The organism is Nocardiopsis camelliae, assembly GCF_028993595.1.
Taxonomy (GTDB): Bacteria; Actinomycetota; Actinomycetes; order Streptosporangiales; family Streptosporangiaceae; genus Nocardiopsis; species Nocardiopsis dassonvillei.
Genome location: NZ_CP118614.1, coordinates 5,535,263 through 5,549,466 on the forward strand (window position 1 = coordinate 5,535,263; position 14,204 = coordinate 5,549,466).

Sequence of the window (14,204 nt, forward strand, 5' to 3'; positions counted from 1 at the left end):
CAGGACGAACCAGGCGGTGGCGGCACATTTCCCATCGTGGGCCGAGACTACTATCCGGGCATGTATTGCCAGCGTTAAGGCCACGCCGTTATCGCCTGGTCACGGCACGCACAGAGTGGTGCGCACGGTGCCGGACGAGCCCCTCCCCGCACCCTTCTCCTGCGCGACATCCCTCACACCTTTCTCCCCTGCCCCTTGCGCGACGCCCTCGGCGCGCCGTCCCGGCGGCGGCGTGCGTCACGGGCCCGCGGGGCGCGGAATGCGCGGCGCGGCGCCCTCGTTGAACCAGGTGGCCCGCGGGAGCGATCCGGCAGGCCGCCGTCCCGTCCCGCTGACCTACGATTGAGCACATGTCCTCCACACCATCCACCGAGCAGGTGCACAAAGCCCTGGCCACGGTGCAAGACCCGGAGATCCACCGCCCCATCACCGATCTCGGCATGGTCAAGAGCGTCGACGTCGCCGACGACGGTACCGTGAGCGTCGGCGTCTACCTCACGGTGGCCGGATGCCCGATGAAGGGCCGTATCGAGAAGGACGTGACCGCCGCGGTGACCAAGGTCGCCGGGGTCACCTCCGTGCGCGTCGAGCTCGACGTGATGAGCGACGAGCAGCGCAAGGAACTCCAGACCAAGCTGCGCGGCGGCCAGGCGGAGAAGGAGATCCCCTTCGCCAAGCCGAACTCGCTCACCCGCGTCTTCGCCGTCGCCTCCGGCAAGGGCGGTGTCGGCAAGTCCTCCGTCACCGTGAACCTGGCCGCGGCCATGGCCGCCCAGGGCCACAAGGTCGGCGTCGTGGACGCCGACATCTACGGCCACTCCGTGCCCCGCATGCTCGGCGCGTCGGACTTCCCGACCAAGGTCGAGGACATGATCCTGCCGCCCACCGCGCATGACATCAAGGTCATCTCGGTCGGCATGTTCACGCAGGGCAACCAGCCGGTGGTGTGGCGGGGCCCGATGCTGCACCGCGCCCTCCAGCAGTTCCTGTCGGACGTGTTCTGGGGCGACCTGGACGTGCTGCTGATGGACCTGCCCCCGGGCACCGGCGACATCGCCATCTCCACCGCGCAGCTGCTGCCCAACGCCGAACTGCTCGTGGTGACCACCCCGCAGCAGGCCGCCGCCGAGGTGGCCGAGCGCGCGGGCGCCATCACCGCCCAGACCCACCAGCGGATCGCCGGCGTGATCGAGAACATGTCGTACTACCTGCCGCCGGACGGCGGGGAGCCGGTCCACCTGTTCGGCGAGGGCGGCGGCCGCACGGTCGCCGACGCCCTCACCCGGACGCTGGGCACCGACATCCCGCTGCTGGGCCAGGTGCCGCTGGACACCCGCCTGCGCGAGGGCGGCGACGAGGGCAAGCCCCTGGTGCTGACCGAGCCCGAGGCCGAGGCCAGCAAGGTGATCGCCTCGATCGCCGACACCCTGGTCGGCAAGCCCCGCGGACTGGCCGGTATGCAGCTGGGCATCTCCCCGGCGGGCCGCTAGGCAGTGTTTTCAGGCACCTGCGCTCCGCTCCGGCCCACCCGTCGCCCGCCACCGCCCGTCGGGGACGCTGCGCGTCGGGACGGGCCACCGCCCTCAACGGACGCCTGCGGCGCGGTCCTTCCCGTGTCCGGCACGCCCGGACGGCGCCCCGTGCGGGGCCCGCGGCCCTGAACGGCGACGAGGCCCCCGAGCTCCGTGCTCGGGGGCCTCGCGTGTGTCCGGAGCCGGTCCGTCCGGTCGGGTGGTCCCGATCGGTCCGGGTCGGTCAGTCCGACGAGCCCAGCGTGACCGTGGCGGTCTCGCGCTGGCCGTCGCGGTCGTACTCGACCTCGACCTCGTCGCCCGGGCTGCGGCTGCGCAGCATGGCGAGCAGTTCCTGGCCCGAGTTCACCGGACGCCCGTCCAGGGACAGGATGACGTCGCCCGGCTCCAGCCCCGCCGCGTCGGCCGGGCCGCCGCTCTCCACCGCGCCCCCTCCGTCGGCGATGACCGCGCCCGCGACCGGGCTGTCCAGGTCGATCTCGGCCCCGATGTCGGCGTAGCTGGTCTCGCCGTACTCGATGAGGCGGTTCACGACGCGTTCCGCCTCCGCCGACGGGATCGCGAAGCCCAGACCGATGTTGCCCGTGGGCTCCCCCATGGAGCTCATGGTGACGATCATCGAGTTGACCCCGATGACCCGGCCCTCCAGGTCCACCAGCGGGCCGCCGGAGTTGCCGGGGTTGATGGCGGCGTCGGTCTGGAGCGCGTAGAAGCGGCTGGCGTTCTCGCCCTCGCCGGAGCTGACCGGGCGGTTGACGGCGCTGATGATGCCCTGCGTGACGGTTCCGGACAGGCCCAGGGGCGCGCCGATGGCGATCACCTCGTCGCCGACGATGACCTGCTCGGAGTCGCCGAACTGGAGCGGCTCGACGTCGATCGGGTCGTCCAGCGACAGCACCGCGAGGTCGGAGCTGGGGTCGGAGCCGACCACGGAGGCGTCGGAGAGGCTGCCGTCGCTGTACTCCACGACGATGCCGTCCGCCTCCAGCCCGGCGGAGACGTGGTCGTTGGTCACCACGTAGTTTCCCTCGATCACGAACCCGGAGCCGCTGCTCGGGACGGTGGGATCGGCACTGTGGATGAACACCACGCTCGGGCTGACCCGCTGGGACACACCGGCGATGGTGTCGGGGTCGCGCTGGGGGGCCTCGGGCGGCGGCTCGTTCATGACCGGGCCCTCCTCCTGCGCGGTCTCGCCGCCGGAGGAGCCGTTGAGGAGGTTGCCCGCGACACCGCCCGCGCCTCCGGCGATGAGCGCGACGACGAGCATGCCCGACAGGACCATCCACACCGGGACGCCGCGCCTGGGCCGCTTGGGCGCGGGGGGCTGCGGGGCGGCGTGGTGGCCGCTCGCGTGGGGTCCGGCGAGGCCGGGGGGCGGAACGCCCGGGCCGGGGGCGCCGGGCTGTCCCGAGGGGGCGGCGTGCCCCGCCTGGAAGGCCGCGGCGTAGCCGCCGTGGGCGGCCGACTGGCCGGTGGGGCCGGTGTGCTGCACGAGAGCCGGGGGAACGCCGGGGTTCATGGGGTTGCCGGTGCCGGAGGGGGCTCCAGGGTTCATGGGACTGGCAGGACCGGAAGGGCCGCCGGGACCCGAGGGGGCACCGGGGCCAGAGAGGGCACCGGGACCGGGGTAGGCGGGACCGGAGGGATGGGCGGAGCTGGTGTGAGCGGCGGGGCCCGAGGGGGCACCGGAACCGGGGTGGGCGGCGGAGCCGCCGTAGACGGTGGGGCCCGAGTGGTCACCGGAGCCAGCAGGGTTGCCGGGGTTGGTGTAGTCGGCGGGACCGGAGGGGCTGCCGGGGTTGGTGTGTTCGACAGGGCCGGAGGGGCTGCCGAGACCGGGGAAGCCTCCGGTCACACGGTCCGTACGGGGGGTGCCGGGCTGCTCGCCCGGTGCGGGGTCAAGGTTCATGGGGTCTCCACTGCCGGGAGGCGGGGTGGGGGCGGCCTGCGCGCCGGGGACTCCCTGTCCGGGCCGCGGGGCCGACCCGGAGTGAAGCGGGGACGCGGGGTCGCCCCCCTCTTCCTCGGAGGTGTTCCGGGAGGGCGTCGACGGCGTTCCGGCGGCCCGGGCGGGCCAACGGGGGCGCTCCGCCCGGGCGGGCCAACGGGGGCGCTCCGCGAACGCCCGGTCCGGCGCGTTCGCCGGATCGGGAGCGGCGCGCTCGGGGGGTGTTCCACCGCCCGGCGGGGTCGCCCGGCCGGGCTCTCCCCCGTGTTCCGGGCGGCCGTTTTCCTCGCTCAAGACCTGCTCCGTAAGTCGCTCGGCTGTGGGACGGCACGGGACCGGCCGGGGCCCTAGAGGAACCCCAGCCGGGACAGACCGCGGTGCACCCGGGCCCAGAAACCCGAACCCGGCCCGGGCAGCGCGGTCACGGCGGACGAGGCCAGCGCCGCGGGGGCGTCGGCGAGCACCGTGTAGACGAAGCCGTTCGCCTGCCACATGCTCTGGTACTGGCCCGCGTCACCGCCGAAGATCGTGCCGTGTTGTGGTGTGACGCCGCTTCCCCCCGTCCCGGTTCCGGCGTATCCGTTCGGTTCTGTGGGGGAATGCTTGCTGTCCAGCTTCCCACGTTGGGTGAAAACCGACACCTGGGACAGACCGTCCGAGTAGACGGCGTGCACGACGCGGTGGCCGCCGTGCTCGGTGGACCGGGCGTCGACCAGCCGCAGGTTCCAGGCCAGGTACTCCGGGAGGGGCCACTCCTCGGCGCGCAGGTCCTCGCGTTCGGTCCGGGTGAGGGCGTCGCTCCAGGGGGAGTCGCCGAGCGCCTCCTCCGGCCAGTCCTCCTCCCCCAGTTCGAGCCCGGTGAGGCGGAAGCCGATCGCGTGCTCGCCGCCGGCGCCGTAGACGGTCCGGCCCAGGAGCAGGCCGGTGGCGGTGTCCACCCAGAAGCGCCCGGCGACGGTGCCGTCGGCGTGCCTGGCCTCCACCAGGCGGGCCTCCCGGCCGTCCAGGCGGGTGGGGCCCGCGTCCGAGACGGCGTAGGTGTCGCCGAGCATGCTGAGCAGGCGGTCGTCCAGCGACTCCAGGGCCGAGGAGGCGTCCACCACGAGGGCGGACCCCTCGTCTCCGACGGGGGCCAGGGCGATGCCGTCGCCGGGCCTGCTCACCACGCGCACGCGCAGCGCGCCGCCCTCGGCGGACTGTCCGTCCTCCGCGTCCTCCGGTCCGGTGATCTCGCGCACGGCCGAGTAGGCGACCTCGTCCTCCGCGGCGGCGGCGCGGTGCAGCACCGACATCCCGTCGTCGTCCCCCTCGGCCGGGACGGCGGTGGGGTGGGGGTGCGCGGCGGCCGTGAGCAGCAGCGCGCACAGCAGTACCACGACGAGGATCGTGACCGGGGCGGAGTGCGCGGAGGAGGGTTCCTCCGCGCTCACCGGGTGGTTTCGGTGGGGCCGTCGGGGGCTTCGGCGGCGGTGGGCCGAGCGTCGAGCACCGGGATGTTGCGGCTGGTCAGCGCGTGCTCAACCGCGTAGTCGGCCAGACGGGGCTCGACCACGGGCGTCTCCTCGGCCTCACCCCCGGCCACGAACGCGCTGCCGAGCAGGGCCGTGGCCACGGCGAAGCCCGCGACGGCGTAGCGGCCGCCGGGGAAGACCGGGAACAGGTGCGCGAGGCGGTCGCCGCGGCGGCGGCGCTCGGGCGACGCGGCGCGCTCCGGCCGTGAGGGGGCCGGGCCGCCCGCGGCGGGCGGCGTGCCCCCCGCGGCCGGGGGCGCGGCGGCCAGGGCTCCGCCGGGGAAGCCCCCCAGGGGGCGCGAGGAGCCCAGGGGCGGGCTGCTGCCGAAGCCGGTTCCGCCGATGGAGGGGCCGGAGGGGCCCCGGTCCGAGGGCCCGTGGTCGCGGGACAGGCTGGTGAGCCGTCCCATGAAGTCCATGTCGGGCTCGGGCTCGCACAGGCCGTTGAGGCGGCGCTTGAGGCGGCGCATCATGTCGGCCTCGAAGCGGCACGACTCGCACTTGGCCAGGTGGATGAGGGCGCTCTCGTGGTCGACCGGGCCGAGCTCGCCGTCGATGAGCGCGGAGAGCCGCTCTCCGAGGTGGTCCATACTCACTCCGCCTCCCCGTTGATGACGTTTCCGCCGCTGCGCGCCTCGTTGTCGGCGACCAGGGACCGCCGGTGCTCCAGGGCCCGGCGCAGCTGGGCGCGGCCCCGGTGGATCCGGCTGCGGACGGTGCCGAGCTTGACGTCGAGCGTCGCCGCGATCTCCTCGTAGGAGAGCCCCTCGATGTCGCACAGGACGACCGGGGCGCGGAACTCGGCGGGCAGCGCGTCCAGGGCGGACTGGATGTCGGCGTCGAAGTGCCGGTCGTCGTAACGCTGCGCGGGGGAGGGCTCGCGGCCCTCCAGGCGCTCGTCGGCGTTCTCGGCCAGGCCCTCGAAGCGGATGCGGGCCCGGCGGCGGGCCATGTCGAGGAAGAGGTTGGTGGTGATGCGGTGCAGCCACCCCTCGAAGGTGCCGGGGGTGTAGTTGGCCAGCGAGCGGAAGACCCGGATGAAGACCTCCTGCGTGAGGTCCTCGGCGTCGTGCTTGTTGCCGGTCAGCCGGTAGGCGAGCCGGTACACGCGCGGAGAGTGGGTCCGCACGACCTCGTCCCAGCTCGGGGGTTCCCATGCCTCGAATTCCACGGCAGGGCCGGACTCTGGCACCGCTGCTCCCTTCATCCCGTCGATTCGCCGCCAGGTTGGTCGGGGGGAGTTTGCTTCGTGGCGATCAACGTACGTTCATCCCGTTTCAACGCCCGGGGACGTGGATTAAGTTCCCGCCGCAACGCTCGGAGTTCGGTCCGGTTCAGGCTAGTCTTTTGCCAGGGACATGACCTGGCCGCGACCGACATTCTACGGTGGGTGACCACCCCCTGGTCAGAGCCCCACCAGACACGTGAACGCTGTGGGAGGCCGTTATCGCCAGCCCGGAGGAGACCGCGGCCCGGATCACCTGGGTCCGCGCCGAGCAGTCCCGGTTCGAGCAGGACGCCATGGAGGACGAGCCCCTGGCGGACGCCTACGAGGCGGGGAGCCGGTCGTCGGCCCCGCCGGTGGACGCGGCGACGGGCACGGCCCTGCGCTTCCTGGCCGCCTCCATCGGCGCCCGCTCCGTGGTGGAGATCGGCACCGGGTGCGGGGTGTCGGGGATCTGGCTGCTGCGGGGGATGACCCCGGACGGGATCCTGACCACGGTGGACACCAACGCCGCCTACCAGGACTACGCGCGCTCGGCGTACTCCCGCGCCGGTTTCGGCCCCGGGCGGGCCCGGCTGATCCGCGGGACGGCCCTGGAGGTGCTGCCGAGGCTGACCGACGGCGGGTACGACCTGGTGTTCGTGGACGCCGACACGGTGTCCTACCCCCTGTACATGGACGAGGCGCTGCGCCTGCTGCGCCCGGGCGGGATGGCGGTGTTCAACGGCGCCATGGTGGCCTCCAGCGAGCCGGACGGGCCGCTGCGCGTGCCCGACCCCCGCGAGACGGCCGTGCGCGAGGTGATCCGCCGCGTGCGGGAGGGCGAGGAGTTCATCCCCATGCTGATGCCGGTGGGCGAGGGCCTGCTGGCCGCCATCCACCAGGGGACCCGCCAGCAGTGATCAGCCGCATCGACAGCGCGGACCCCGTCGCCTTCGACGCCTGGTACGCGGCCGTGCGGGCGGCCTCGCTCGCCGACCGCGATCCCGGCGTGGTCCCGCTCCCCCACCCGGACTCCCTGCGCGCGGTGCTGCGCGGGCGCGGCGGCGAACGGCGGGCCCTGGCCTGCGCGGCCCACGGGGAGGACGGCGGGGTGGCGGGCGCGCTCCTGCTGGAGCTCGGGGACCGGGACAACCTGCACCTGGCCGAGGTCGACGTCAACGTGCCCGTCCGGACGCGGCGCCGCGGCCACGGGACCCGCCTGTGGGAGCACGCGGAGCGCGTGATGGCCGAGGAGGGGCGCACGACCGCGCTGGCCGAGGTCCAGCTGCCCTCGGGCCGCTCCTTCGGGAACTGGCCCGGCGCCCGCTTCGCGCTCGCGCTCGGATTCGGCGTGGTCCACGAGGAGGACTACTACGTCCTGGGGCTTCCGCTGGCCGCGCGGACGCGCGAGGACGTCGGCGCCGACGTGCTCGCCCTCGGGTCCCGCTACGAGCTTCTGACCTGGACGGACGCGTGCCCGGAGGAGCTGCTGGAGGACTACGCGCGGCTGCGCACTCGGATGGAGGCCGACGTCCCGCTCGGGGAGACGGCCTTCGAACGTGGGCTCTGGGACCCCGCGCGCGTGCGTGCCCAGGAGGAGCGCCGCCGCGCCCAGCGGTACCGCACGCTGGTCTGCGCGGCCCGGGCCGCCACCGGCGGCCTGGCCGGGTACAGCGAGATCGCCCTGCCCGAGGGGGAGGGCGCCGCCTACCAGGAGGACACCCTGGTGGCGCCCGAGCACCGGGGCAACCGCCTGGGCTCGGCGCTGAAGCTGCGCAACCTGGAGGTGCTGGCCGCGGAGTTCCCCGAGCGGGTCCAGGTCCGCACCTGGAACGCGCCGGGGAACGCCCCCATGCGCCGGGTCAACCTGCGCCTGGGCTTTCGCCCGGTGGAGCGCATGCACGAGTTCCAGCGCGTCCTGCCGGGCGCGGGCGGCTAGCGCCCGGCGAGCCAGCGCAGCAGCGTGCGCGTGGCGAAGGCGGTGCCGCCCTTGCTGAGCAGGCCGCTCTCCTTGGTCGACCGGCCGGGACCGGCGATGTCCAGGTGGGCCCAGGGCACGCCGCCGGTGAACTCGCGCAGGAACAGGGCTGCGTCGGTGGCCCCGGCCGGGCCGAACTCGCGGCGGGTGCCGATGTTGGCCAGGTCCGCCACGCGGGACTTGGTGGTCTCGACGTACTCCTCGGTCAGCGGCATCCGCCACAGCGGCTCGCCGGAGGCCCGGCCCGCGGTCTCGATCTCGGCGGCCAGCGCGTCGTCGGTGCTGTAGAGGGCGCCCGTGCCCGTGCCGAGCGCGACCTTGGCCGCGCCGGTGAGCGTGGCCACGTCCACGAGCACGTCGGGGGCCAGCTCGGCGACCGCGTAGCCCATGGCGTCGGCCAGGACCAGGCGGCCCTCGGCGTCGGAGTTGAGCACCTCGACGGTCGTGCCGCCGTAGGTGGTGAGCACGTCGCCGATGCGGGTGGCGTCGCCGCCGAAGGCGTTCTCGGCCAGGGCCAGCAGACCGGTCACCCGCACCGAGGCGCCCACGGCCGACAGCGCGGACAGCACGGCGAGCACGACCGCCGAGCCGCTCATGTCGGTCTTCATCAGCGACATGTTGTCGTTGGGCTTGAGCGAGAGGCCGCCGGTGTCGAAGGTGATGCCCTTGCCGACCAGCACCACGTGCGCGGTGGGGTTCTCGGGGGTGTAGGAGAGCTGGACCAGCCGGGAGGGGCGCGAGGACCCCCGGCCGACGGCGAGGATCGCGCCGAAGCCGTCGCGCTCCAGCTCCGCCTCGTCCCAGACCCGCACTTGCAGGCCCGCGTCCGCGGCGACCTCTGCGGCGCGCGCGGCCATCCACGCGGGGTCCTTGGTCAGGGACGGGGTGTTGATGAGGTCGCGGGCCAGGGCGGTGGCCGCGGCCAGCCGGGTGCCGCGCTCCAGCGCGTCGGCGAGGTCACCGGCGCCCGGGTCCACCACCTCGACCACCGGGGCGGGGCGCTTGTCCGCCGGGGGTTCGGCGGTCTTGAGGCTGAAGGTGTAGGAGGCCAGGAGGGCGCCCTCGGCGAAGGCGGTGGCGGCGTCGGCGCCGACCCCCGGCCAGGCCAGGGCGACCCGCCCTCTTCCCCGGGCGGCCCGGGACAGGGCTGCGCCGGCCTTCCGGAGGTCGTCGGGGGAACCCGAACCGACCCCCAGAAGGGCCAGCCGTACCAGCCCCTGGTCCCGGGGCACCGGGAACTGGGCCAGCTCACCGGGTTTCCCGGTGAGCGAGTAGTGCGCGAACAGGTCGGTGAGCGGAGCCGGAAGCACCTGTGTCAGGCCGCCCTCGGCGACCCCTTCGACCTCCGCGGGTCCGCCGTCTCCCGAGAGGACGGGAAGGACCAGCAGGTCCGCGGTGGATTCGGCGAGGCTCCCCGAACGGGGCTGGATCTCCGTGGCGAATGGCACAGGCCGCTCACAATCGTTCGCTGTCATGGGGGTCTACGACCTCGGGGGGCCGTCGGGCGTTCCGGCCCGGACGGGGGAGGGAAGAACGTGGTGCCGGACCTAGCCGACGACACCCTTGAGCGCGTCCCGGAGTTCGGTCGCCTCGGCCGGCGTCAGCTCGACGACCAGGCGTCCGCCCCCCTCCAGCGGGACCCGCATGATGATGCCGCGACCCTCCTTGGTGACCTCCATCGGCCCGTCGCTGGTCCTCGGCTTCATCGCCGCCATGCCATTCCCCTTTCTAGGTGTTCCTCGCGGGTGACCGGGGCCGACCCACAGCACCGGCGCCGATCCGCTTGGCCCGTCTCGGCTCCGGAGCCGTAGGCCGGTTCCGCGTGACTCGCGCCCGTGTGGCTTAAGGGACGTGAATCACTCTTCGACCATTATCTCGGAGGTTGGCCCCCGTGTGTGCGCCAGTCGGCGGCCGGGCCGCCTCCGGCGGTTTTCACCAACGAGGAAACGTCGGTGAGTAAGGTTATATCGGTACTGGCCGAAACCCGGTGAGCGCACGGAGGTCCGTGCAAGCCCCACCCGGAGGCGGCGGACCGGACCCGACAGTCCGGCTGCACCTGAACGACATCCCCGAACTGGGCTTTCGTCCCCATGGGAAATTCTTCGCCCCGGGGACCGCGGTCGGACGGCTCCGGGACGGTACCGCCTCCCGGCGGCCGGACCAGCGCCCGGGGCGGGCGGCGATCCGGACGACCGGATCAGCTCAGGGGACCCGTCGACGTCATCCGGGTGCCCTCGTCGGTGACCGAGGACCACTCCGCCCTCAGTCCGCCGCCCGCGACGGGCGACACAGTCAGCTCGGCCTCGTCGACACAGCGGTCCTCGGGGTCGGCGGTCTCGGTGTAGGCGTAGACGCGCCGGTCGTTGTCGCCCGCGGACAGCACGAGCGTCCCCGAGCAGGCGAAGGTCGTCCAGGCGGTGCTGCCGCGCTCGGCGCCCTCCTCGATCCGCACCTCGGCGTGCCAGTCGGCGACGTGCTGGCCCTCGGTGTTCACCTGGACCATCTCGCCCGCCCAGGATCCGACGAAGTCCTCCGCCGGGGCGACGGCCTCCTGCGCGGCCTCTTCGCCGTCGGCCAGCAGGGCCCACGCGGTGGCCCCTCCGCCGATCAGGAGGACGGCCAGCGCGACCGCGCCCAGAACGGTGAACTGGCGGCGGCGCCTGCCGCTGTGCCGGGTCGACCTGGGCGGCGGCCACAGGGACAGCTGCACGGGGGAGGCGGCTGTCACGGAGGAAGCGGGCTCTTCGCGCCGGTCGTCGGCTCCCGACTCCAGTTCGGCTGCTGTGTCCATCCTCGCCATCCTCAACGGTGATGCACCCGCTCCGGCGGAGCGGGGGGAACGCGGATACAGCGACCGAGGATAGAGCACCCGAACCCGCAGGTTTCGCCCTACAACCGCACGGGGGCTGTGATGCACGGCATAGAAAAAGGCGAAGGCCAGGTCAGAGCGGCACAGCCAAACGTGACCCGCGCCACAGGTTTGGGTGCGGGGTCAGCGCTCGTCGCCGCGCGACGGGGAGGCGTCGGAGGCGTCCGAGGCTCCGGATCCCCCCGCCACGCCGGGGCGCTCCCCGGTCCCGGCGGAGCCCTCCGCGCCCCCGGAGCCCGGCGCGGACTCGGAACTCCCGGCTGACTCGGAACCCCCCGCAGATCCGGGGTACCGGTCGAACCCGGAACCCCCGGCGGGCTCGGGGCTCCGTGAGGCCCCGGGGTCCCCGGGGCCCTCCGAGCGCGCGGCGCTCTCCACGTCCTCCCCGGCCTCCCGCTCGTCCGCGGCCTCCGGGGTGTCCTCGCCCCCGATGACCTCGGTGGGCGCGGTGGCCCCCGTGGCACCCATGGGCGCGGTGGTCCCCGCGTCCCCGGCGGGCGCGAAGCCCCGGCCGGCGGGGCCCGCCGGTCCGGTCGCGTACCCGGGCCGGAAGGCACCGCTCCCGAAGCCCGCGACCGCAGTGCTCCCGGCCCCGGCGGGGCCGGGAGCGCCCTGCCCGGGGGCGTAGGCGTCGCCGGGAAGGTGCGCCCCGGGGACCGGGCCGGTGCCCTCCGGAACGTAGGAGGGGTCCAGGCGCGACAGGCGCCACTCCAGGTCCTCGATGTGCTCCTCGCGCTCGCGCAGCGTGGCGGTGAGGCGCAGCAGCAGCTCGTCCACGGCGCGCACGTGGTAGCCCCACATGGCCAGGGGCAGCATCAGGCGGCCCAGGTCGAACGCCTTGACGGGCCGGTCTTCGGGCAGGGCGAGCGGGGGGTGGTCGGCCTCGAAGCGGGCGAGCTGGCCGCCCTTGCCCAGCACGATGTAGACGACGCCCACGAGGACGGCGAGCGCGGCGGCGGCGACGAGGACCATGATGAGAACAGGCACGGACACGATCGTGCCACACGCCGCCCGGGCCGGGTACGGCCGTCGCGGTCGGCCGCGGCCGCACCCCGCCGAGGCCACCGCGCCGGAGCGGCGCGCGGCCGGGGCCGTGCGCCGCCGTCCGCCCGGCGCCCCTACTGCCCGGCGCCCCTACTGTTCGGGGCCGGGGTGGACCTCCGACTGCTCGTGCTGGCGGTGGATGTCCAGGTGGGACTTGCGGATGATGTCGACCACCTCGTCGAGGTCGTCGGTCACCTGGACCAGTTCCATGTCGTGCGACTTGATGAGCTGGTTCTCCAGCAGGCTGGAGCGGATCCAGTCCCGCATCCCGCCCCAGAACTCGGTGCCGATCAGCACGATCGGGAAGCGGGTGACCTTGTTGGTCTGCACGAGGGTGGCCGCCTCGAACAGCTCGTCCAGGGTGCCGAAGCCCCCGGGCAGGACCACGAACGCCTGGGAGTACTTCACGAACATCGTCTTGCGGACGAAGAAGTACCGGAAGGTCACCCCGATGTCGACGTAGTCGTTGAGCGTCTGCTCGAACGGCAGCTCGATGCCGAGCCCGACCGACAGCCCGCCCGCCTGCTGGGCGCCCTTGTTCGCCGCCTCCATCATCCCCGGCCCGCCGCCGGTGATGGTGGCGTACCCGGCCTCCGCCAGCTTGGCGCCCATCTGGACACCGATGTCGTAGTAGCGGTTGCCCGGGCGCAGGCGGGCCGAGCCGAACACGCTCACCGCCGAGGGCAGCTCCGAGAGCAGGCCGAAGCCCTCCACGAACTCCGACTGGATGCGCAGCACCCGCCAGGGGTCGGTGTGCACCCAGTCCGTGGGGCCCCGCTGGTCGAGGAGGCGCTGGTCGGTGGTGGTGTTGGGGATGGAGTCGCCCCGGTAGGTGAGGGGCCCGGCGCGTCGTACGGTCTCTTCTTCTTCCGTCATGACGTAAAGCTATCCGCGTGGAACCTGCTCACACCTGAACCACACGTTTCACCCGGGTGGCCGCAAGCGGCCTTTTCGCCGCCCCGGCCGGTGTCGGGACTGGCCACGGACCCGCCGACCGGGGCGCGGCGGGGCTCAGCGGGCGCCCGACAGCCAGGCGACCATGCGCTCCTCGGCCTCGCGGATGCGGGGGATCTCGGCGTACTCGTCCTTGGTGTGGGCGAGCGTCGGGTCGCCGGGGCCGTAGTTGACGGCGGGCACGCCCAACTCGGAGAAGCGGGAGACGTCGGTCCAGCCGAGCTTGGCGCGGGCACTGCCCTCCCCCACCGCGGTGACGAACGCCGCGGCCGAGGGCTCGTCCAGCCCGGGGCGGGCGGGGGCGGCGGCGTCGACCACGGCGACCTCGAACCCGGCGAAGACCTCGCGCAGGTGCGCCTCGGCCTCGGCGACGGACAGGTCGGGGGCGAAGCGGTAGTTGACCCGGACCACGCACTCGTCGGGGATGACGTTGCCCGCGACCCCGCCCTCGATGGCCACGGCGTTGAGGCCCTCGTGGAAGCGCAGCCCCTCCACCTCGGGTTCGCGCGGGGTGTAGGCGCGCAGGACGTCCAGGACGGCTCCGGCGCCGTGGATGGCGTTCACGCCCATCCAGGAGCGGGCGCTGTGGGCGCGCTTGCCCCGGGTGGTGACCTCCACGCGCATGGTGCCCTGGCAGCCGCCCTCGATAACGCCGTCGGTGGGCTCCATGAGGACCGCGAAGTCCCCCGCCAGCCACTCCGGGTGGTTGCGGGCCAGGCGGAGCAGGCCGTTGCGGGAGGCGTCGACCTCCTCGTTGTCGTAGAAGACGTAGGTGACGTCGTGCACCGGCTCGGCGACCAGGGCGGCCATCCTGAGCTGGACGGCGACACCGGCCTTCATGTCCGAGGTGCCGCATCCGTAGAGGCGGTCGCCGACGACGCGGGAGGGCACGTTGTCCACGATGGGGACGGTGTCGATGTGCCCGGCGACGACGACGCGGCGGGGGCGGCCCAGGTCGGTGCGGGCGACGACGGCGTCACCGTCGCGGCTGACGCGCAGGTGGGGCAGGGCCGACAGGGCGCTCTCGACCGCGTCGGCGAGGACCTTCTCGTCGCCGCTCTCGGATCGGGTGTCCACGAGTGCGGCGGTCAGGGCCGCGGCGTCCGAGGTCAGGTCCAGCATGTGTCGCCCCGTTTCGGTGAGGTTGGAAGCCGTCGG

At 73.8% G+C, this 14,204-nt stretch carries 12 protein-coding genes and 1 pseudogene; 3 read left to right on the forward strand and 10 right to left on the reverse strand.

The window, feature by feature from the left end; translation table 11 throughout:
* Window positions 1-350 precede the first annotated feature (350 nt).
* Window positions 351-1,490 (forward strand): Mrp/NBP35 family ATP-binding protein, encoded by a 1,140-nt coding sequence (locus PV789_RS24110; protein ID WP_274974676.1) that lies wholly within the window; start codon window positions 351-353, stop codon window positions 1,488-1,490.
* Window positions 1,491-1,755: 265 nt separating this feature from the next.
* On the opposite strand, the gene PV789_RS24115 is transcribed toward PV789_RS24110, so the two are convergent.
* The 4 genes from PV789_RS24115 to sigE form a co-directional block, all read right to left on the reverse strand.
* Complete coding sequence (locus PV789_RS24115) at window positions 1,756-3,054, reverse strand: S1C family serine protease (RefSeq protein ID WP_475469426.1); 1,299 nt, start codon at window positions 3,052-3,054, stop codon at window positions 1,756-1,758.
* Window positions 3,055-3,830: 776 nt separating this feature from the next.
* On the reverse strand, window positions 3,831-4,913 hold the full coding sequence (locus PV789_RS24120; protein ID WP_274974677.1) for a LolA-like protein: 1,083 nt from the start codon (window positions 4,911-4,913) through the stop codon (window positions 3,831-3,833).
* Entirely contained in the window at window positions 4,910-5,584 is a 675-nt protein-coding gene (locus tag PV789_RS24125) for an anti-sigma factor family protein (protein WP_274974678.1), read from the reverse strand. Before PV789_RS24125 ends, PV789_RS24120 begins: the two co-directional genes overlap by 4 nt.
* Before the next feature lie 2 nt (window positions 5,585-5,586).
* The gene (sigE, locus tag PV789_RS24130; protein ID WP_274974679.1) at window positions 5,587-6,201 is read right to left on the reverse strand and encodes an RNA polymerase sigma factor SigE; all 615 of its coding nucleotides are present in this window, start codon (window positions 6,199-6,201) and stop codon (window positions 5,587-5,589) included.
* Between the two features lie 314 nt (window positions 6,202-6,515).
* On the opposite strand from sigE, the gene PV789_RS24135 reads away from it, so the two are divergent.
* Entirely contained in the window at window positions 6,516-7,121 is a 606-nt protein-coding gene (locus PV789_RS24135) for an O-methyltransferase (protein WP_274974680.1), read from the forward strand.
* On the forward strand, window positions 7,118-8,140 hold the full coding sequence (locus tag PV789_RS24140; RefSeq protein WP_274974681.1) for a GNAT family N-acetyltransferase: 1,023 nt from the start codon (window positions 7,118-7,120) through the stop codon (window positions 8,138-8,140). The genes PV789_RS24135 and PV789_RS24140 overlap by 4 nt, the downstream gene beginning before the upstream one ends.
* On the opposite strand, the gene PV789_RS24145 is transcribed toward PV789_RS24140, so the two are convergent.
* The 6 genes and pseudogenes from PV789_RS24145 to dapE all read right to left on the reverse strand — a co-directional run bounded on the left by PV789_RS24145 (window position 8,137) and on the right by dapE (window position 14,168).
* On the reverse strand, window positions 8,137-9,627 hold the full coding sequence (locus PV789_RS24145) for a leucyl aminopeptidase (protein WP_274974682.1): 1,491 nt from the start codon (window positions 9,625-9,627) through the stop codon (window positions 8,137-8,139). The two genes, PV789_RS24140 and PV789_RS24145, sit on opposite strands and share 4 nt — an antisense overlap.
* A gap of 99 nt (window positions 9,628-9,726) precedes the next feature.
* Window positions 9,727-9,894, reverse strand: a complete 168-nt coding sequence (locus PV789_RS24150; protein WP_013154899.1) for a DUF3117 domain-containing protein — start codon at window positions 9,892-9,894, stop codon at window positions 9,727-9,729.
* A 482-nt stretch (window positions 9,895-10,376) separates the two neighbouring features.
* The gene (locus PV789_RS24155; protein WP_274974683.1) at window positions 10,377-10,970 is read right to left on the reverse strand and encodes a hypothetical protein; all 594 of its coding nucleotides are present in this window, start codon (window positions 10,968-10,970) and stop codon (window positions 10,377-10,379) included.
* Window positions 10,971-11,671: 701 nt separating this feature from the next.
* A pseudogene (locus PV789_RS24160) lies at window positions 11,672-12,035 on the reverse strand (hypothetical protein); the annotation flags it as partial.
* 147 nt (window positions 12,036-12,182) lie between these two features.
* Window positions 12,183-12,968: an LOG family protein gene (locus PV789_RS24165; RefSeq protein WP_274974684.1), complete on the reverse strand. Its 786-nt coding sequence runs from the start codon at window positions 12,966-12,968 to the stop codon at window positions 12,183-12,185.
* Between the two features lie 135 nt (window positions 12,969-13,103).
* Entirely contained in the window at window positions 13,104-14,168 is a 1,065-nt protein-coding gene (dapE, locus tag PV789_RS24170; protein ID WP_274974685.1) for a succinyl-diaminopimelate desuccinylase, read from the reverse strand.
* Window positions 14,169-14,204: the final 36 nt, after the last annotated feature.